Annotated in this window: 14 protein-coding genes and 3 tRNA genes; 6 read left to right on the top strand and 11 right to left on the bottom strand. The window is 62.8% G+C overall.

What is annotated here, in order from left to right; translation table 11 throughout:
* Positions 1 to 50: 50 nt before the first annotated feature.
* The 7 genes from lon to IB261_RS10590 form a co-directional block, all read right to left on the bottom strand.
* On the bottom strand, positions 51 to 2,447 hold the full coding sequence (lon, locus tag IB261_RS10620) for an endopeptidase La (protein ID WP_081516474.1): 2,397 nt from the start codon (positions 2,445 to 2,447) through the stop codon (positions 51 to 53).
* Between the two features lie 133 nt (positions 2,448 to 2,580).
* The gene (clpX, locus tag IB261_RS10615) at positions 2,581 to 3,861 is read right to left on the bottom strand and encodes an ATP-dependent Clp protease ATP-binding subunit ClpX (RefSeq protein ID WP_017519553.1); all 1,281 of its coding nucleotides are present in this window, start codon (positions 3,859 to 3,861) and stop codon (positions 2,581 to 2,583) included.
* 107 nt (positions 3,862 to 3,968) lie between these two features.
* Positions 3,969 to 4,607 (bottom strand): ATP-dependent Clp endopeptidase proteolytic subunit ClpP, encoded by a 639-nt coding sequence (gene clpP / locus IB261_RS10610; RefSeq protein ID WP_081516473.1) that lies wholly within the window; start codon positions 4,605 to 4,607, stop codon positions 3,969 to 3,971.
* A gap of 96 nt (positions 4,608 to 4,703) precedes the next feature.
* A complete protein-coding gene (tig, locus tag IB261_RS10605; protein ID WP_054907730.1) occupies positions 4,704 to 6,014 on the bottom strand; it encodes a trigger factor in 1,311 nt (436 codons plus the stop codon).
* Positions 6,015 to 6,156: 142 nt separating this feature from the next.
* Positions 6,157 to 6,241: transfer RNA gene (locus IB261_RS10600), tRNA-Leu, on the bottom strand.
* A 52-nt stretch (positions 6,242 to 6,293) separates the two neighbouring features.
* Positions 6,294 to 6,369: transfer RNA gene (locus tag IB261_RS10595), tRNA-His, on the bottom strand.
* A gap of 31 nt (positions 6,370 to 6,400) precedes the next feature.
* Positions 6,401 to 6,477: transfer RNA gene (locus tag IB261_RS10590), tRNA-Arg, on the bottom strand.
* Between the two features lie 262 nt (positions 6,478 to 6,739).
* On the opposite strand from IB261_RS10590, the gene folD reads away from it, so the two are divergent.
* A complete protein-coding gene (gene folD, locus IB261_RS10585) occupies positions 6,740 to 7,594 on the top strand; it encodes a bifunctional methylenetetrahydrofolate dehydrogenase/methenyltetrahydrofolate cyclohydrolase FolD (protein WP_081516471.1) in 855 nt (284 codons plus the stop codon).
* A gap of 63 nt (positions 7,595 to 7,657) precedes the next feature.
* Here folD and cysS read toward each other — a convergent pair whose 3' ends face one another.
* Together cysS and IB261_RS10575 are read right to left on the bottom strand one after the other, a co-directional pair.
* Entirely contained in the window at positions 7,658 to 9,046 is a 1,389-nt protein-coding gene (gene cysS, locus IB261_RS10580; RefSeq protein ID WP_192383165.1) for a cysteine--tRNA ligase, read from the bottom strand.
* 3 nt (positions 9,047 to 9,049) lie between these two features.
* Complete coding sequence (locus tag IB261_RS10575) at positions 9,050 to 10,732, bottom strand: glutamine--tRNA ligase/YqeY domain fusion protein (protein WP_192383256.1); 1,683 nt, start codon at positions 10,730 to 10,732, stop codon at positions 9,050 to 9,052.
* Positions 10,733 to 10,853: 121 nt separating this feature from the next.
* On the opposite strand from IB261_RS10575, the gene IB261_RS10570 reads away from it, so the two are divergent.
* From IB261_RS10570 to IB261_RS10560, 3 genes are all read left to right on the top strand, one after another.
* Positions 10,854 to 11,360, top strand: a complete 507-nt coding sequence (locus IB261_RS10570; protein ID WP_081516469.1) for a peptidylprolyl isomerase — start codon at positions 10,854 to 10,856, stop codon at positions 11,358 to 11,360.
* Between the two features lie 4 nt (positions 11,361 to 11,364).
* A complete protein-coding gene (gene lpxH / locus IB261_RS10565) occupies positions 11,365 to 12,087 on the top strand; it encodes a UDP-2,3-diacylglucosamine diphosphatase (RefSeq protein WP_192383167.1) in 723 nt (240 codons plus the stop codon).
* Positions 12,088 to 12,210: 123 nt separating this feature from the next.
* Positions 12,211 to 13,539 (top strand): SPFH domain-containing protein, encoded by a 1,329-nt coding sequence (locus IB261_RS10560; protein WP_192383169.1) that lies wholly within the window; start codon positions 12,211 to 12,213, stop codon positions 13,537 to 13,539.
* A gap of 65 nt (positions 13,540 to 13,604) precedes the next feature.
* Here the strand turns inward: IB261_RS10560 and IB261_RS10555 are convergent, their stop codons facing one another.
* A complete protein-coding gene (locus IB261_RS10555) occupies positions 13,605 to 14,216 on the bottom strand; it encodes a MiaE family protein (protein ID WP_412548052.1) in 612 nt (203 codons plus the stop codon).
* A 173-nt stretch (positions 14,217 to 14,389) separates the two neighbouring features.
* Here IB261_RS10555 and uspL point away from each other — a divergent pair, with 173 nt between their 5' ends.
* On the top strand, positions 14,390 to 15,253 hold the full coding sequence (gene uspL / locus IB261_RS10550) for a universal stress protein UspL (RefSeq protein WP_081516466.1): 864 nt from the start codon (positions 14,390 to 14,392) through the stop codon (positions 15,251 to 15,253).
* Positions 15,254 to 15,313: 60 nt separating this feature from the next.
* Here uspL and IB261_RS10545 read toward each other — a convergent pair whose 3' ends face one another.
* A complete protein-coding gene (locus IB261_RS10545; RefSeq protein ID WP_081516465.1) occupies positions 15,314 to 15,790 on the bottom strand; it encodes a DUF1289 domain-containing protein in 477 nt (158 codons plus the stop codon).
* Between the two features lie 382 nt (positions 15,791 to 16,172).
* On the opposite strand from IB261_RS10545, the gene acnB reads away from it, so the two are divergent.
* Positions 16,173 to 18,782 (top strand): bifunctional aconitate hydratase 2/2-methylisocitrate dehydratase, encoded by a 2,610-nt coding sequence (acnB, locus tag IB261_RS10540; RefSeq protein ID WP_192383170.1) that lies wholly within the window; start codon positions 16,173 to 16,175, stop codon positions 18,780 to 18,782.
* The last annotated feature ends 378 nt before the right edge of the window (positions 18,783 to 19,160 follow it).

Below are 19,160 nucleotides of genomic sequence, written 5' to 3'. Positions count from 1 at the left end.
GTGCCGCTTTATAACAAGGGCTCAAAAACAGTGTCAAGAAAGCCCCCCAACTAATGCGTGCTGATTCGCTCCTTGGAATCAGACTCGCGCTTCTCATCCTTTGCAACCATCTCGGGAGCCGCATCGGGCAAGGGCTCCGGGGCGTATTGCAGCGCAATTTGCAGGACCTCGTCAATCCATTTAACCGGTTTAATAACGAGATCGGCCTTAATATTATCCGGAATTTCCCTAAGGTCCCGTACGTTTTCCTCGGGAATGATCACCGTCTTGATTCCACCACGGTGCGCAGCCAGAAGTTTTTCCTTCAGGCCGCCAATCGCCAGCACCTGCCCCCGAAGGGTGATCTCGCCGGTCATGGCAACGTCCGCGCGGACCGGGATCTGGGTGATCGCCGAAACCAGTGCGGTACACATGCCAATGCCCGCGCTAGGGCCGTCCTTGGGCGTCGCGCCTTCCGGCACGTGGATGTGGATATCGTGCTTTTCGTGGAAGTCCGGGGCGATGCCCAGGCTCTTCGAACGACTACGAACCACGGTCAGCGCGGCGGTGATGGACTCCGCCATGACGTCGCCCAGCGAGCCGGTCTTGGTCAATGCGCCCTTGCCGGGAACCATTGCCGATTCGATGGTCAGCAATTCGCCGCCCACCTGGGTCCAGGCCAGGCCAGTAACCTGGCCGATCTGGTCCTGCTGCTCGGCCAGGCCGTAGCGGAACTTTCGCACACCCAGGTAGTTCTCCAGCGAATCCGGAGTCACCACGGCTTCGATGCGCTTGGCCTTGCCGCCGTCCTTGACGGCCTTGCGGCAGACCTTGGCGATCTGGCGCTCGAGGCTGCGGACACCGGCCTCGCGGGTGTAATAGCGGATGATGTCACGGGTAGCCGCTTCCTCGAAGACCACCTCGCCCTTCTTGAGACCATTGGCCGCAGTCTGTTTCGGCACAAGATATTTCGAGGCGATGTTGATCTTCTCGTCCTCGGTGTAACCCGGCAGGCGGATGACCTCCATGCGGTCCAGCAAGGCTGCCGGGATGTTCATGGAGTTCGCCGTGCAGAGGAACATCACATCGGAGAGGTCGTAGTCGACTTCGAGGTAGTGGTCGTTGAAGTTGTGGTTCTGCTCCGGATCGAGCACTTCGAGCAGCGCCGACGCGGGGTCGCCGCGCATGTCGCTACCCATCTTGTCGATCTCGTCGAGCAGGAACAGCGGGTTGCGCACGCCCACCTTGGTCATTTTCTGAATCAGACGACCGGGCATGGAACCGATGTAGGTGCGACGGTGACCGCGAATCTCGGCCTCGTCACGCACGCCCCCCAGGGCCATGCGCACGAACTTGCGGTTGGTCGCGCGGGCGATGGACTCGGCCAGCGAGGTCTTGCCCACGCCGGGCGGGCCGACCAGGCAGAGCACCGGGCCCTTGAGCTTCTTCACGCGCTTCTGGACGGCGAGATACTCGAGGATGCGCTCCTTGACCTCTTCCAGGCCATAGTGGTCCGCGTCGAGGATATCCTCGGCCTTGTCCAGGTCGTGGCGCACCTTGCTTTCGGCCTTCCACGGCACATTCACCAGCCAGTCGATGTAGGAACGCACCACGGTCGCCTCGGCGGACATCGGCGACATCTGCTTGAGCTTGTTCAGCTCGGCAGTGGCCTTGGCCAGGGCCTCCTTGGTCAGGCCGGCGGCGTCGATGCGCTTCTTCAGCTCCTCGACTTCGTTGTGGCCTTCGTCGATGTCACCCAGTTCTTTCTGGATGGCCTTCATCTGCTCGTTGAGGTAGTACTCGCGCTGGCTGCGCTCCATCTGCTTCTTCACGCGACCACGAATGCGCTTCTCGACCTGCAGCAGGTCGATCTCGGCATCCAGCATGGCCAGCACGTGCTCGACGCGGGCGGACAGCTCGGTGATCTCGAGGATTTCCTGCTTCTGTTCGATCTTCAGCGCCATGTGGGCAGCCATGGTGTCTACAAGACGGCCCGGCTCATCGATGCTGTTGAGCGAAGACAGGACTTCGGCCGGGACTTTCTTGCCCAGCTGCACGTACTGCTCGAACTGGCTGAGCAGGCTGCGGGTAAAGACTTCGGATTCGCGCTCGCCGACGGTGGCCTCGTCAATGATCGAAACTTCCGCGCGGCAGTAGGCTTCCTCGTCGATGAAGCGCTCTACCTGGCCGCGCTGCTCGCCTTCGACCAGCACCTTGACGGTGCCATCGGGCAGTTTCAGCAGCTGCAGGACGGTGGCTACGGTGCCCATGCGGTACAGACCGTCAGCGCCCGGATCGTCGTCGGCCGGATTCTTCTGCGCCAGCAACAGGATCTGCTTGTCACTGGTCATGGCGGCCTCGAGGGCCTCGATGGATTTCTCTCGTCCCACGAAAAGCGGGATGACCATGTGCGGATACACCACTACGTCACGCAGGGGGAGCAGGGGCAACTCGACGAGTGTTTTCATGATATTCGGCTCTACAGCGGCACTTGGCCAAAACGATGGGATTGGACCCTTCGGCCTAAGATGGGGTTAGGACTGGGAAAAAACAAGCGCGGTAGATGGGAAGAAAAAAGGGGCCCTAGGGCCCCTTCTGGTTTCAGGCGTCAGGTGCAGCCTTGGCCGGCTGCTCGCTGTTCTCGTAGATCAGCAGCGGCTGGGAGGAGCCCTCGATGACGCTTTCGTCGATCACCACCTTGCTGACATCGTTCTGCGAGGGGATCTCGTACATGGTATCGAGCAGGATGCCTTCGAGGATCGAACGCAGGCCACGGGCGCCGGTCTTGCGCTCCAGCGCGCGACGGGCGACAGCCTTGAGCGCGTCCGGGCGGAACTCGAGGTCCACGCCTTCCATTTCGAAGAGCTTGGCATACTGCTTGGTCAGCGCGTTCTTCGGCTCGGTCAGAATCTGCATCAGCGCAGGCTCGTCCAGCTCGTCGAGGGTCGCGATGATCGGCAGACGGCCGACGAACTCGGGGATCAGGCCGAATTTCACCAGATCTTCCGGCTCGACCTCACGCAGCGCTTCGCCAACCTTCTTGCCCGCTTCCTGGCTGCGAACCTCGGCATTGAAGCCGATGCCGCCCTTGGTGGAACGGTTCTGGATGACCTTTTCCAGGCCAGCGAACGCGCCACCGCAGATGAACAGGATGTTGCGGGTGTCGACCTGCAGGAATTCCTGCTGCGGGTGCTTGCGGCCGCCCTGGGGCGGTACGGAAGCCACGGTGCCTTCGATCAGCTTCAGCAGAGCCTGCTGAACGCCTTCGCCGGACACGTCGCGGGTGATCGACGGGTTGTCGGATTTGCGCGAGATCTTGTCGATTTCGTCGATGTAGACGATGCCCATCTGGGCCTTCTCGACATCGTAATCACACTTCTGCAGCAGCTTCTGGATGATGTTCTCGACGTCCTCGCCCACGTAGCCAGCCTCGGTGAGGGTGGTGGCATCGGCGATGGTGAAGGGAACATTGAGCAGACGCGCCAGGGTCTCGGCGAGCAGGGTCTTGCCCGAGCCGGTCGGCCCGATCAGCAGGATGTTGCTCTTGCCGAGTTCGACGTCGTCCTTGCGCTCACGCTGGTTCAGGCGCTTGTAGTGGTTGTACACCGCTACTGCCAGGGTTTTCTTGGCACGTTCCTGGCCGATCACGTACTGATCGAGGATGGTGCGGATCTCTTTCGGCGCCGGAAGCTTGTGCGCACTGCTCTCCGCCTGTGCTTCCTGCACCTCCTCACGGATGATGTCATTGCACAGGTCGACGCACTCGTCGCAGATAAAGACCGAGGGGCCGGCAATCAACTTGCGCACTTCGTGCTGGCTCTTGCCGCAGAAGGAGCAATACAGCAGCTTGCCGTTGTCCTCGCCGTTGCGGGTGTCAGTCATTCGATCGTTCCAATCGGGGATATACGTGAAGGACAAGATGAAGGCATTCGCAGGCATTTTCAAGCCCGCGAGCGGCCGGATTACCGGCCGCGGTACAGCGGAGAGACTCAGCTGGCGGAAGGACGCTGAGTGAAGACCTGATCGATCAGACCGTACTTGACAGCCTCGTCGCCGCTCATGAAGCGGTCACGGTCGGTATCGCGGGCGATGACGTCCAGCGGCTGGCCGGTGTGGTGTGCCAGCACCTGGTTCAGGCGCTCCTTGATGAAGAGGATTTCCTTGGCGTGGATCTCGATGTCCGAGGCCTGGCCCTGGAAGCCGCCCAGCGGCTGGTGGATCATCATGCGCGAATGCGGCAGGCAGTAGCGCTTGCCTGCGGCGCCGCCGGCCAGCAGCAGGGCACCCATGCTGCACGCCTGGCCCACGCAGATGGTGGACACGTCGGGCTTGATGAACTGCATGGTGTCGTAGATCGACATGCCAGCGGTGACGGAACCACCCGGGGAGTTGATGTAGAGGTGGATGTCCTTGTCCGGATTCTCGGCTTCAAGGAACAGCAACTGGGCAACCACGAGGTTGGCCATGTAGTCCTCGACCTGGCCGACCAGGAAGATGATCCGCTCCTTCAGCAGGCGCGAATAGATGTCGTAGGAACGCTCACCGCGGGCGGACTGCTCCACCACCATCGGCACCAGACCACCAGCGGCCTGAATGTTCGGAACTTGCGGCATATAAGGATTATGCATGTCCGACGATCACTCCCTAATAAAAAGTCATGTCTCTATAGACGCACAAGCCAGCCCGAAGGCTGGCTTGTGACAATCGAACGAAGAAGCGCTGGATCAGGCCGCTTGCGGAGCTTCTGCAGGCTTGACCGCGTCTTCGTAGGATACCTGCTTGTCGGTCACATTGGCCTTCTGCAGGACAGTATCTACAACTTGTTCTTCCAGTACAACCGAACGAACTTCGTTCAGTTGCTGGTCGTTCTTGTAGTACCAGGAAACAACTTGTTCCGGCTCCTGATAAGCGGAAGCCATTTCTTCGATCATTTCGCGAACGCGGGCTTCGTCAGCCTTCAGCTCGTGCTGCTTGACCAGCTCGGCAACGATCAGACCCAGTACGACGCGGCGCTTGGCCTGCTCTTCGAACAGCTCGGCCGGCAGTTGGTCGGGCTTGATGTTGCCACCGAACTGCTGGACAGCCTGGACGCGCAGACGATTGACTTCGTTGCCGATCAGGGCTTTCGGAACTTCGATCGGGTTGGTCTCGACCAGACCTTCCATCACCTGGTTCTTCACCTTGGACTTGATGGCCTGACGCAGTTCACGCTCCATGTTCTTGCGAACTTCGGTGCGGAAGCCTTCCAGGGTGCTTTCCTTCACGCCGAACAGAGCGAAGAACTCTTCGTTCAGTTCCGGCAGCTTCGGCTCGGCGACGCTGTTGACGGTAGCGGTGAACTCGGCGGCTTTGCCGGCCAGGTCCAGGTTCTGGTAGTCCTCGGGGAAGGTCACGTTCAGAACACGCTCTTCACCAGCCTTGGCGCCGACCAGGCCTTCTTCGAAGCCCGGGATCATGCGGCCGGAGCCCAGCACCAGCAGGGTGCCCTTGGCGGAACCACCAGCGAAGGCTTCGCCGTCGATCTTGCCAACGAAGTCGATGTTCACCTGGTCGTCGTTCTGAGCGGCGCGGTCAACAGCTTCGAAGCGGGTGTTCTGCTTGCGCAGGATTTCCAGCATGTTGTCGAGATCGGCGTCAGCCACGTCGGCCTGCAGGCGCTCGACCTTGATGCCGTCGAAACCGGCAACCTGGAACTCGGGGAAGACTTCGAAGGTAGCGATGTACTCGAGGCCCTTCTCTTTCTCGAACACTTTCGGCTCGACGGAAGGAGCACCGGCCGGGTTCAGCTTCTGCTCGACCACGGCTTCGTAGAAGGTCTCCTGGATCAGGTCACCGAGGGCTTCCTGACGAGCGGCGGCTTCGTAGCGCTGACGGATCACGCTCATCGGCACCTTGCCGGGACGGAAGCCAGGAACCTTGGCGCGACGAGCGGTCTGCTGCAGACGCTTGTTGACTTCGGTCTCGATGCGCTCGGCCGGCACGCCAACGGTCATGCGGCGCTCAAGAGCGGAGGTGCTTTCAACGGAAACTTGCATGGATATTCCTCGTGGCACAGACGTAAGCCGGTCCTTCCGGCTCCCAGAATCAAGGGCAAGCATTCTAGTAGCTAGAAATGCAGAAGTCACCCTGAGCGGAAGCTGCGGAAATTCACGGATGCGAGAGCTTATGGAAAGAAGATGGTGCGGACGGAGAGACTCGAACTCTCACAGCTTGCGCCACCGGAACCTAAATCCGGCGTGTCTACCAATTTCACCACGTCCGCAGGGTACCGCAGAAACGAAAACGCCAGGCTCTGGGCCTGGCGCTTCGGAATATGGGGTGGACGATGGGAATCGAACCCACGACACCAGGAGCCACAATCCTGTGCTCTACCAACTGAGCTACGCCCACCATATTACATTTGCTTGTACCGAACGCCACTTGGCGCACCCGGCAGGACTCGAACCTGCGACCATCCGCTTAGAAGGCGGATGCTCTATCCAGCTGAGCTACGGGCGCTTTAGTGGCGGCAACCCTTGCTAAGCAGACTCAGTGGAAACCACCGAATCGGTTGGCACCGCCTCTTTCGTGTTTCAGGCTGTGCTCGGCAAGCGGGGCGCATGTTATCGATGAGGCCATACCCCGTCAACAACTTTTTTAAAAAAAGTTCAAAGAGATAAAGGAGTTACGCCAAATCAGGGGCTCCCGCCTTTGCCTTATGGAGGCAGCATGCGAAAATGCGCGCCTTCTTTTCACCCGCCTTAATGGTTATCCCCCCGACATGACTGCAAAACTGATCGACGGCAAAGCGATCGCCGCCAGCCTCCGCCAGCAGATTGGCCAACGCGTCAATGAACGCCGCCAGCAAGGACTGCGCATCCCCGGCCTGGCTGTGATCCTGGTCGGTAGCGACCCCGCCTCTCAGGTCTATGTCGCGCACAAGCGCAAGGACTGTGAAGAGGTTGGCTTCCTCTCCCAGGCGTACGACCTCCCCGCCAGCACCACCCAGGAAGAGCTGCTGGCACTGATCGACCGCCTGAACGCCGACCCGGCCATCGACGGCATCCTCGTCCAGCTCCCCCTCCCCGCCCACCTCGACGCCTCCCAGCTGCTGGAACGCATCAGCCCGGACAAGGACGTGGACGGCTTCCACCCCTTCAATATCGGCCGCCTGGCCCAACGCATCCCGCTGCTGCGTCCCTGCACCCCGAAAGGCATCATGACCCTGCTGCAGAGCACCGGCGTCGACCTATACGGCATGGACGCAGTGGTAGTGGGCGCATCGAACATCGTCGGCCGCCCCATGGCGCTGGAGCTGCTGCTGGGCGGCTGCACCGTCACCGTAACCCACCGCTTCACCCGCGACCTGGCCGAGCACGTACGCCGCGCCGACCTGGTGGTCGTGGCCGCCGGCAAGCCGGGCCTGGTCAAGGGCGAGTGGATCAAGGAAGGCGCCATCGTCATCGACGTGGGCATCAACCGCCAGGAAGACGGCAAGCTGGTGGGCGACGTGGAATACGACGTCGCCGCCGAGCGCGCCAGCTGGATCACCCCGGTTCCAGGCGGTGTCGGCCCGATGACCCGCGCCTGCCTGCTGGAAAACACCCTGTACGCCGCCGAACACCTGCACACCTGACAGGTTTTCGACGAGCAAGAAAAAGGCCGCTGATCAGCGGCCTTTTTCATTTCCGGGGAGCTGTTACTCGGCGAGGCGCCAGGTAGTGCCGCCCTTGCCGTCTTCCAGCACTACGCCCAGAGCGGTCAGCTCGTCGCGGATACGGTCGGATTCGGCCCAGTTCTTCGCCGCACGGGCATCCAGACGAGCCTGGATCAGTGCCTCGACCTGCGCCGCGTCGACCTTGCCGGCTGCGCCGGCCTGGAGAAACTCGTCGGCATCCAGTTGCAGAACACCGATCAGCCCACCCAGCTCACGCACACGTGCCGCCAGGGCAGCCGCGACCGCCGGCTCGCTCTCGCGCAGGCGGTTGACCTCACGGACCATCTCGAACAGCACGGCAACCGCTTCCGGCGTACCGAAGTCGTCGTCCATCGCGGCGCCGAAGCGCTCGACGAACTCCTCGCCACCCGCCGCAGCCACCTGCGGCAGACCACGCAGCGCGGTGTAGAAACGCTCCAGCGCGCCCTTGGCTTCCTTCAGGTTGTCTTCGGAGTAGTTGATCGGGCTGCGGTAGTGGCTGGAGACCAGCAGGAAGCGCACGACTTCCGGGTGGTATTTCTCCAGCACCTCGCGGATGGTGAAGAAGTTGCCCAGGGACTTGGACATCTTCTCGCCGTCCACGCGCACCGCTCCGGCGTGCATCCAGCTGGCCGCATAGAGTTTGCCGGTGGCCGCCTCGCTCTGGGCGATCTCGTTCTCGTGGTGCGGGAACACCAGGTCCGGGCCGCCGCCGTGGATGTCGAAGGTCTCGCCCAGGCAGCAGGTGGACATTACCGAGCACTCGATGTGCCAGCCCGGACGCCCGGCGCCCCAGGGCGACTCCCAGCTCGGCTCGCCCGGCTTGGCGCCCTTCCAGAGCACGAAGTCCAGCGGGTCTTCCTTGGATTCGTCGACCTCGATCCGCGCACCGATGCGCAGGTCCTCGATCTTCTTGCGCGACAGCTTGCCGTAGCCGGCGAACTTGCCGACCCGGTAGTAGACGTCGCCATTACCCGGCGCGTAGGCGTAACCCTTGTCGATCAAGGTCTGGATCATCTCGTGCATGCCGGCGATGTGACCGGTGGCGCGCGGCTCGATGTCCGGACGCAGGACCGACAGGCGCGCCTCGTCTTCATGCATCGCGGCGATCATGCGGGCGGTCAGGTCTTCGAACGATTCACCGTTCTCCTGGGCGCGGCGGATGATCTTGTCGTCGATGTCGGTGATGTTGCGCACATAGGTCAGGTCATAGCCGCGATGGCGCAGCCAGCGCGCAATGACGTCGAACGCCACCATCACGCGGGCATGGCCGATGTGGCAGAAGTCGTACACGGTCATGCCGCACACGTACATGCGCACCTGGTTGCCCACCAGCGGTTTGAAGCTGTCCTTTGTCTTGGACAGCGTGCTGTATATCTGCAAGTCAGCCATCCGTTACTGCCCCCAGGAATCGCGCAGGGTCACGGTACGGTTGAATACCAGGGCGTCAGCCCTGGAATCCTTGGCATCCGCGCAGAAGTAGCCTTCGCGCTCGAACTGGAAGCGATCCTCGGCGGTGGCGCTGGCCAGCGACGGCTCGGCGCGGCAACCCTTGAGCACCACCAGGGAGTCCGGGTTGATGTTGTCGAGGAAGCTGCCGCCCTCTTCCGACTTCTCCGGGTTGGCGGAGCGGAACAGGCGGTCGTACAGGCGCACTTCGCACTCGACGCTCTCGGCGGCCGGCACCCAGTGGATCACGCCCTTGACCTTGCGGCCTTCCGGGTTCTTGCCCAGGGTGTTCTCGTCGTAGCTGCAGCGCAGCTCGACGACGCTGCCGGCGGCGTCCTTGATGGCTTCGTCGGCGCGGATCACGTAGCTGCCGCGCAGGCGCACTTCGCCACCCGGGATCAGGCGCTTGTAGCCGGCCGGCGGGACTTCCTCGAAGTCGCTGGCGTCGATGTAGATCTCGCGGCTGAACGGCAGCACGCGCACGCCCATGTCCTGTTTCGGATGGCGCGGCAGCTCGAGGTTCTCGACCTGGCCTTCCGGATAGTTGGTGATGACCACTTTCAGCGGCTTGAGCACGCACATGGCGCGGCCAGCGTTGGCATCCAGATCGTCACGGATGGCGAATTCCAGCATGCCGATGTCCACCACGCCGCCGGCGCGGTTCACGCCGATCATGTCGCAGAAGGTACGGATCGATGCAGGGGTGTAGCCGCGGCGGCGGTAGCCGGACAGCGTCGACATGCGCGGGTCGTCCCAGCCATGCACGTGGTTTTCATCGACCAGTTGCTTGAGCTTGCGCTTGCTGGTGATGGTGTAGTTCAGGTTCAGGCGCGCGAATTCGTACTGGCGCGGCTGGGCCGGTACCGGCAGGTTGGCCAGGAACCACTCGTACAGCGGGCGGTGATCCTCGAACTCCAGGGTGCAGATGGAGTGGGTAATACCCTCGATGGCGTCCGACTGACCGTGGGTGAAGTCGTAGCTGGGGTAGATGCACCACTTGTCGCCGGTCTGGTGGTGATGGGCGTGGCGGATGCGGTAGAGGATCGGGTCGCGCAGGTTGATGTTCGGCGAGGCCATGTCGATCTTCGCGCGCAGGGAGCGGGCGCCGTCCGGGAACTCGCCGGCTTTCATGCGGGCGAACAGGTCCAGGTTCTCTTCCACAGAACGCTCGCGGAAGGGGCTGTTCTTGCCCGGCTCGGTCAGCGAACCACGGTACGCGCGCATTTCCTCGGCGTTCAGGTCGCAGACGAAAGCCTTGCCGGCCTTGATCAGGTCTACCGCCCAGTCATGCAGCTGGTCGAAGTAGTTGGACGCATAGCGCACCTGCCCGGCCCAGTCGAAGCCCAGCCACTTCACATCGGCCTCGATGGCATCGATGTACTCCTGGTCTTCCTTCGCCGGGTTGGTGTCGTCGAAGCGCAGGTGGCAGTCACCGCCGAACTCCTTGGCCAGGCCGAAGTTCAGACAGATGGACTTGGCGTGACCGATATGCAGGTAGCCGTTGGGCTCCGGCGGGAAGCGGGTGACGATTTTCTGGTGCTTGCCACTTTCCAGGTCGGCCGCAACGATCGGGCGCAGGAAGTTGGCGGCAACAGTGGCTTCTTTCGTATCGGCGGTAGGCTTGCTCATGGTGTCCTTGATCATGCTGGTGTTCGGCCAGGGTAGGCCAGCCAAACCAAAGCGCTTATCATAGCCGAAGCTGTCAACCCCCTGACAGGCCTTCGATTTTTCCAAAGAGCGGAATTCCCTGATGACTACCACCGTCAAACTGCAGACCAACTTCGGCGACATCACCCTTGAACTCTTCGACGACAAGGCGCCGGAAACCGTGGCCAATTTCAAGGAGTACGTGAAGGCCGGCCATTACGACAACACCGTTTTCCACCGTGTGATCAACAACTTCATGATCCAGGGCGGCGGTTTCGAGCCGGGCATGAAGCAGAAGTCCACCCGCAAGTCGATCAAGAACGAAGCCAACAACGGCGTCGGCAACAAGATCGGCACCGTCGCCATGGCCCGCACCATGGAGCCGCATTCGGCCAGCGCACAATTCTTCATCAACGTCGCCGACAACGATTTCCTCAACCACAGCGCGCCGACCGTGCAGGGCTGGGGCTACTGCGTGTTCGGTGAAGTGAAGGACGGCATGGACGTGGTCAACAAGATCAAGACCGTCGCCACCACCATGCGCTCCGGCCACCAGGACGTACCGGCCGACGACGTGATCATCGAGAAAGCAGAAGTCATCGGCGAGTGAGTCGATGAGCGTCCTGTTCATCTCGGACCTGCATCTCGAAGCGGAACGCCCGGACATTACCCGGGCGTTCTTGCATTTTCTCTCCACCCGCGCCCGCATGGCCGAGGCGCTGTACATCCTCGGCGACTTCTTCGAAGCCTGGATCGGCGACGATGGCATGGACGAGTTCCAGCACTCCATCGCCCGCGCCCTGCGGGAGTTGTCCGACAGCGGCACGCGTATCTACCTGATGCACGGCAACCGCGACTTCCTGATCGGCCAGGCCTTCTGCCGCGAAGCAGGCTGCACGCTGCTGCGTGACCCGAGCCTGATCGACCTGGACGGCGAGAAGATCCTGCTGATGCACGGCGACAGCCTGTGCACCCTCGACGCGGCCTATATGAAGCTGCGTCGCTGGCTGCGCAATCCGCTGACCCTGTTCATCCTGCGCAACCTGCCGCTGGCCACCCGCCACAAGCTGGCGCGCAAGCTGCGCAAGGAAAGCCGCGCGCAGACCCGCATGAAAGCCAGCGAGATCGTCGACGTCACCCCGGCGGAAGTGGAGAAGATCATGCGCGACAAGGGCGTGCGCATCCTGATCCACGGCCACACCCACCGCCCCGCCGTCCACGAACTGGAAATCGACGGCCGCCCCGCACGACGCATCGTCCTCGGCGACTGGGACAGCCAGGGCTGGGCTCTGGAGGCCGACGACCAGGGCCTGCAGCAGGCACCCTTTTCCCTGTGAAGCTCCAGGCCACCGCAATGGTGGCCTTTTGGCGTTAACCCACACGCACTGTCAGACATTTCTCCTTGACCAGCACCGACCGCCTTGCGCAGCATTCGCGGTTTGCTCAATCAAGGAAGAAACATGTTCAGCAAGGGAAACCTCATCAAGTTCGGCGCCCTGCCCCTGGCATTGGTCGCCGCCGCCTTCATCCTGTTCAACGGCGTCTTCTTCTATAACGAAGCCGGCTTCATGACCCACGTGCGGACCATCTTCGGCGACGAGAAGATCGTCGACGACGTCGGCTACGCCACCAAGTGGTTCGGCCGCGCCACCACCTGGAAGAAAGCCATCAGCGTGCAGTCCGTGCTGATCATGGACGAGAACGACAACAACCCGGACAACGACGGGCTGGGCGCGACCATCGAAGCCTTTCCCATCGTCTTCCTTGGCAACGTCGACGCCAAGGTCGAATCCTCGGCGCGCTTCCGCCTGCCCGGCGGCGACCAGTTCCTGAAGATGGCCCAGGAATACCGCAACCCGGACAACTTCATCCGCACCGCGCTGGTCCCGGCGATCAAGGAAACCCTGCAGGCCACCGCCTCGCTGATGACCGCCGACGACTACTACGCCGGCGCCCGCAGCGAATTCGCCGCGGAGTTCGAGAACCAGCTCAACGATGGCCTGTACCTGATCAAGCGCAAGGAAGTCCGCGGCCCACGCGGCGCCGTACCACACCAGACCGCGATCCTGCAGGCCGGCACCGAACAGGGCAGCTTCGGCGACAACAACGCCAGCCAGTTCGTCACCGAGAAGGTCACCGACGCCAAGGGCATCCCGGTGCGCAAACAGCAGCAGTTCCGCAAGTTCGGCGTGGAAGTGGTGGAGGCGCGAATCACCAACGTCGACCCGAACCCGCAGTACAAGCAGCGCATGGTCAAGGTGCAGCAGGCACTGGCCGAGCTGGCCGTGGCGCGCCAGAACCGACTGAAGGAAGAGGAAGAGAAGCTGCTGGTCACCGCCCGTGGCGAGAAGGAAGTAGAAGCCAAGCGCCAGGAAACCCTGCGCGACCAGATCGAGCGCACCACCCAGGCGGAAACCGAGAAGCAGCTGGCGGTGATCAACGCCGAGCGCGAGAAGCAGCGCGCCGAGATCGAGAAGCAGACTGCTGAGTTGCTGCGCGACAAGGCTGCCGTGACGGCGCAAGCCACCAAGATCACCGCCGACGCCGATGCCTACGCCCGCGAAGCGGTGATCAAGGCGGACGGCGCGCTGCAGCCGAAGCTGGACGCGCTGATCGCCATCAACAGGGTCTGGGCCGAAGCAGCCGCCCAGGCGCCCGTCCCCAGCGTGATGATGGCCGGCGGACAGAACAGTGCCAGCAGCCGCCAGGATGAAATCGGCCAACTGATGGGCGTCCTGGCGACCAAGGCCGCGCGCGACCTGGCGCTGGATCTGAAGGTGAAGGACTGAGCCCCACCAGCAGCGACAAAGAAAAAGCGCCCGTCAGGGCGCTTTTTTTCATTTCGGCGGACGACTCAGGCCGCCTGCTCCACCGGCACTCCGCTGTGGAAGCGGAACTCGCTGTCCGGCGACTGGATCAGGCCAGCCTCCACTTCGCGAATCTCCGCCACGCGGCGGTCGATGTCGGCGTCATCGCCATAGCGGCGCGCCAGGCTCAGGTAGCCCTGGAAGTGCCTTGCCTCGGATTTGAGCAGCGAGCCGTAGAACTTGGCCAGGTCGGCGTCCAGGTGATCCACCAGCGCGGCGAAGCGCTCGCAGCTGCGGCATTCGATGAAGGCGCCGACGATCAGGGTATCCACCAGCTTCTGCGGCTCATGGTTGCGCACCACGGTGCGCAGGCTGGAGGCGTAGCGGCCGGCGGAGATCGGCCGCAGGGGGATGCCGCGCTTCTTCAGGATCGCCAGCACTTGCTCATGGTGGCGCAGTTCCTCGCGCGCCAGGCGCGACATGAAGTTCACCAGTTCCTCGTGGGCGCTGTACTTGGCGATCAGGGCCAGGGCCGTGCTGGCGGCCTTGAACTCGTTGTTCTTGTGGTCGATCAGCATCACCGCCTGATCCCGCAGCGCGGCTTCCACCCACGCATCCGGCGTGGCACAACCGAGGAATTCCCTGATTTCAGACAGCATGTTCAAAACTCCGAGCTCGCGACCCACCGGCTGGCCGGTGTCATAAAGGCGGAGCATTATACGAATGCCACCGCGCGGAACCAGCTTCCGGCGTTGATATGCCTCAACGTCATGAACGAGATATCCCGACTACAGTTGTTCCACATAAACAACGCGCACGAAGGGAAACGATCATGCAAGCCATCCGTAGCATCCTCGTAGTCGTCGACCCGGACCAGCCGGAAGGTCTCGCGCTGAAACGGGCCCGCCTGATCGCCAGCGTTACCCAGTCGCACCTGCATCTTCTGGCCTGCGAGCGGCGCGCCGACTACAGCGCCAAGCTCGAGGAAGTCGCCGAGGTGCTGCGCCAGGAAGGCTTCAGCGCTTCCAGCCGCCAGGCCTGGAAGGACAACCTGCACCAGACCATCATCGCGGAGCAGCAGGCCGAAGGCTGCGGGCTGGTGATCAAGCAGCACAGCCCGGACAACCCGCTGAAAAAAGCACTGCTCACCCCGGACGACTGGAAGCTGCTGCGCTTCTGCCCGTCTCCGGTGCTGCTGGTGAAGACCAGCCTGCCCTGGGCCGGACGCAACATCCTCGCCGCCGTGGACGTGGGCAACAACGATATCGAGCACCGCACCCTGCACGCCGGCATCGTCAGCCACGCCTACGATATTGCAGGCCTCGCCCACGGCCAGTTGCACGTCATCAGCGCGCACCCCTCGCCCATGCTCTCGGCCGCCGACCCGACCTTCCAGCTCAGCGAGACCATCGAGGCCAAGTACCGCGAGGCGTGCAAGGCGTTCCAGGCCGAATTCGGCGTCGACGACCAGCACCTGCACATCGAGGAAGGCCCGGCGGACGTACTGATCCCCCGCGCGGCGCACAACCTCGACGCGGCGGTGACGGTGATCGGCAGCGTGGCACGCACCGGGCTGTCCGGCGCACTGATCGGCAACACCGCCGAAGTGGTGCTGGATTCGCTGGAGAGCGACATCCTGGTCCTCAAGCCGGACGACATCATCGCCCACCTGGAAGAGATCGCCGCCAAGCCGTGATCCGGCAGCCATGACGAAAAAAGCCGCCCATCGGGCGGCTTTCTCATTGCGCGGCGACGATCAGACCCGCGACTCCAGCGCGTCAGCCAGGAAGCTCGGCGCGATATAACGCTCGTAATGCGCCTCGGAGAGGATGAAGAACTCCTTGTCGATGGCGTCGCGCAGGTCCGGCAGCGGCCACTCGCGAAACTCCGGCAGCAGCGCCAGGCCGTAGGCTTCCACCTGGTTGATCATCCGCGAGCCGCGGGCAATCAGCTGGTAGGCCCAGCAATAGGGCGACTGCTCGGGCACGAAGCGGATCTGCCGCTGCTCCAGCTGGCTGCGCAGCAAGGACGCATCGAAGACTTCCAGCTTGGCCATCATCACCTGCGTCAGCAGGATCTCCAGACGGCTCAGCACCGCCCGCTTCTCCTCGTCGCCGTAGCGGTTCCAGTTCACCACTTCGTGGTGGAAGCGCTTGCAGCCACGGCAGACCAGGTCGCCATAGACCGTCGAGCAGAGCCCGACACAGGGGGTTTTGATGCGTTGCGAAGACATGGCTGAACAGATAGCTGGCAAAGCGGGCATGTTAGCCCTTTGTCTAGGCAAGATCACCCTCGGGCGCCACGCAAATCGGCTTACCAAGGCCCATTAATTCCATTAGAATGGCTGCGCCTTTTTGGCGTCATTGTCCGAAAGAAGCTGTTTTCAAAGCGTCACGAAGCACAGATTCCGGCAGCCGCGCGGTCTGGGCGCCTCCCTCAAGCGCCCATTCCCATCAGTCCCAGGCCACCCCGGCGTAAAACTTTGAAAACAGCTTCTGCCCGGAGATCGCCGGTGCCGTCGTAGGTCAGTGGATTACCGTCCACCATGCCTGACGAATGGATCGGAGGGGTCTCCTGGATACGCGTCCTCCGGGACCACTGATGAGGGAAATACTGTGCTTGAAGCCTATCGCAAACACGTAGAAGAGCGTGCCGCCCAGGGCGTCGTGCCCCAGCCGCTGAACGCCGAACAGACCGCTGGTCTGGTCGAACTCCTGAAGAACCCGCCGGCCGGCGAAGAAGAATTTCTCCTCGACCTGATCACCAACCGCGTACCGCCGGGCGTGGACGAAGCTGCCTACGTCAAGGCCGGTTTCCTGTCCGCCGTCGCCAAGGGTGAAGCCACTTCCCCGCTGCTTTCCAAGACCCGCGCCCTCGAGCTGCTGGGCACCATGCAGGGTGGCTACAACATCACCACCATGGTCGAGCTGCTGGACAGCGCCGAGCTGGCCGAAGTCGCCGCCGCGCAACTGAAGCACACCCTGCTGATGTTCGACGCCTTCCACGACGTCGCCGAGCGCGCCAAGAAAGGCAACGCCGCCGCCAAGTCCGTGCTGCAGTCCTGGGCCGAAGGCGAGTGGTTCAAGGCCCGTCCGGCCGTCGCCGAGAAGCTGACCCTGACCGTGTTCAAGGTCCCCGGCGAAACCAACACCGACGACCTGTCCCCCGCTCCGGACGCCTGGTCGCGCCCTGACATCCCGCTGCACGCCCTGGCCATGCTGAAAATGGCCCGCGACGGCATCGAGCCGATCCAGCCGGGCTCCGTCGGTCCGCTGAAGCAGATCGAAGCGGTCAAGGCCAAGGGCTTCCCGGTTGCCTACGTCGGTGACGTGGTCGGTACCGGTTCTTCCCGTAAGTCCGCCACCAACTCGGTGCTGTGGTTCTTCGGCGACGACATCCCCTACGTGCCGAACAAGCGCGGCGGTGGTTTCTGCTTCGGCACCAAGATCGCCCCGATCTTCTACAACACCATGGAAGACGCCGGCGCCCTGCCGATCGAATTCGACTGCACCAACCTGGCCATGGGCGACGTCATCGACGTATACCCGTACGAAGGCAAGGTCACCCGTCATGACAGCGGCGAAGTGGTCACCACCTTCGAGCTGAAGACCCCGGTTCTGCTGGACGAAGTCCGCGCCGGCGGCCGTATCCCGCTGATCGTTGGCCGCGGCCTGACCGAGAAGGCCCGCGCCGAGCTGGGTCTGCCTGCCTCCGACCTGTTCAAGAAGCCGGAAGCGCCGGCCGACAGCGGCAAGGGCTTCACCCTCGCCCAGAAGATGGTTGGCCGCGCCTGCGGTCTGGTCGAAGGCCAGGGCGTACGTCCGGGCACCTACTGCGAACCGAAGATGACCACCGTCGGTTCCCAGGACACCACCGGCCCGATGACCCGCGACGAGCTGAAAGACCTGGCTTGCCTGGGCTTCTCCGCCGACCTGGTGATGCAGTCCTTCTGCCACACCGCCGCTTATCCGAAGCCGATCGACGTCAAGACCCACCACACCCTGCCGGACTTCATCATGACCCGCGGCGGTGTTTCCCTGCGTCCGGGCGACGGCATCATCCACAGCTGGCTGAACCGCATGCTGCTGCCTGACACCGTCGGCACCGGCGGCGACTCGCACACCCGCTTCCCGATCGGCATCAGCTTCCCGGCCGGTTCCGGCCTGGTCGCCTTCGCCGCTGCCACCGGCGTCATGCCGCTGGATATGCCGGAATCGGTTCTGGTGCGCTTCAAGGGCCAGCTGCAACCGGGCATCACCCTGCGTGACCTGGTCCATGCGATCCCCTACTACGCCATCCAGGCTGGCCTGCTGACCGTCGAGAAGAAGGGCAAGAAGAACATCTTCTCCGGCCGCATCCTCGAGATCGAAGGCCTCAACGACCTGACCGTCGAGCAAGCCTTCGAGCTGTCCGACGCCTCCGCCGAGCGTTCGGCTGCCGGTTGCACCATCAAGCTCCCGGAAGAGGCGATCGCCGAGTACCTGAAGTCCAACATCACCCTGCTGCGCTGGATGATCGGCGAAGGCTACGGCGACGCCCGCACCCTGGAGCGCCGCGCGCAAGCGATGGAAGCCTGGCTGGCCAACCCGCAACTGCTGGAAGCCGACAAGGACGCCGAGTACGCCGCGGTCATCGAGATCGACCTGGCCGACGTCAAGGAGCCGGTACTCTGCGCTCCGAACGACCCGGACGACGCCCGTCTGCTGTCCAGCGTCGAAGGCCGCAAGATCGATGAAGTCTTCATCGGTTCCTGCATGACCAACATCGGTCACTTCCGCGCTGCCGGCAAACTGCTGGACAAGGTCAAGGGTGGCATTCCGACCCGTCTGTGGCTGGCTCCGCCGACCAAGATGGACGCCCACCAGCTGACCGAAGAAGGCTACTACGGCATCTACGGCAAGGCTGGCGCGCGCATGGAAATGCCGGGCTGCTCGCTGTGCATGGGTAACCAGGCTCGCGTACAGACCGGTTCGACCGTGGTCTCCACCTCGACCCGTAACTTCCCGAACCGTCTGGGCGACGCCACCGACGTGTTCCTGGCATCTGCCGAGCTGGCCGCTGTCGCTTCGATCATCGGCAAGCTGCCGACCGTCGAGGAGTACATGGCCTACGCGAAGGACATCGACAGCATGTCTGCCGACATCTACCGCTACCTGAGCTTCGACCAGATCGCCGAGTTCCGCGAAGCTGCCGCCAACGCGAAGATCCCGGCCGTCCAGGTCTGAGTCTCCTAGCGTGATGAAAAGCCCCGCCCCGTGCGGGGCTTTTCTTTTCCAGGCCCCGAAACAGAGCGCTCCCGCCCGCCCCTAACGATGGGCCTAATACTTATTGACCGGTTGCGCCGCAGGCCACCGGGTCTAAGGTGGACGACAGGCTCCTGCCGATATCCGTGCCCAGGTGCCCTTGTGGAACCCTCCAGAGGTGCGCTCCCTTCCTCTGCGCCCCGCCCTCCATGGCGGGGCTTCTTTTTTTCTGCACCGCCACTGGCACAGCCCTTGCTCCACTCCTCACACCTGCGGTCCAACGGCGGATCGCGCCCGACAATCAACAATCGACAATGGCGTCGTGCCTACCTCCTGTGACAGCAGGTGGCGCGGCGCCAT

It is taken from the genome of Pseudomonas sp. PDM20 (genome assembly GCF_014852575.3).
Classification (GTDB): domain Bacteria; phylum Pseudomonadota; class Gammaproteobacteria; order Pseudomonadales; family Pseudomonadaceae; genus Pseudomonas.
The sequence above is the reverse complement of the archived record's forward strand: the minus strand, read 5'-3'. Positions and strand labels throughout refer to the sequence as shown.

What these genes read in the sequence shown, in the direction of transcription:
- lon (WP_081516474.1), bottom strand. Translation starts at nt 2,447, where the DNA reads ATGAAAACACTCGTCGAGTTGCCCCTGCTCCCCCTGCGTGACGTAGTG.
- clpX (WP_017519553.1), bottom strand. Translation starts at nt 3,861, where the DNA reads ATGACTGACACCCGCAACGGCGAGGACAACGGCAAGCTGCTGTATTGC.
- clpP (WP_081516473.1), bottom strand. Translation starts at nt 4,607, where the DNA reads ATGCATAATCCTTATATGCCGCAAGTTCCGAACATTCAGGCCGCTGGT.
- tig (WP_054907730.1), bottom strand. Translation starts at nt 6,014, where the DNA reads ATGCAAGTTTCCGTTGAAAGCACCTCCGCTCTTGAGCGCCGCATGACC.
- folD (WP_081516471.1), top strand. Translation starts at nt 6,740, where the DNA reads ATGACTGCAAAACTGATCGACGGCAAAGCGATCGCCGCCAGCCTCCGC.
- cysS (WP_192383165.1), bottom strand. Translation starts at nt 9,046, where the DNA reads ATGGCTGACTTGCAGATATACAGCACGCTGTCCAAGACAAAGGACAGC.
- IB261_RS10575 (WP_192383256.1), bottom strand. Translation starts at nt 10,732, where the DNA reads ATGAGCAAGCCTACCGCCGATACGAAAGAAGCCACTGTTGCCGCCAAC.
- IB261_RS10570 (WP_081516469.1), top strand. Translation starts at nt 10,854, where the DNA reads ATGACTACCACCGTCAAACTGCAGACCAACTTCGGCGACATCACCCTT.
- lpxH (WP_192383167.1), top strand. Translation starts at nt 11,365, where the DNA reads ATGAGCGTCCTGTTCATCTCGGACCTGCATCTCGAAGCGGAACGCCCG.
- IB261_RS10560 (WP_192383169.1), top strand. Translation starts at nt 12,211, where the DNA reads ATGTTCAGCAAGGGAAACCTCATCAAGTTCGGCGCCCTGCCCCTGGCA.
- IB261_RS10555 (WP_412548052.1), bottom strand. Translation starts at nt 14,216, where the DNA reads ATGCTGTCTGAAATCAGGGAATTCCTCGGTTGTGCCACGCCGGATGCG.
- uspL (WP_081516466.1), top strand. Translation starts at nt 14,390, where the DNA reads ATGCAAGCCATCCGTAGCATCCTCGTAGTCGTCGACCCGGACCAGCCG.
- IB261_RS10545 (WP_081516465.1), bottom strand. Translation starts at nt 15,790, where the DNA reads ATGTCTTCGCAACGCATCAAAACCCCCTGTGTCGGGCTCTGCTCGACG.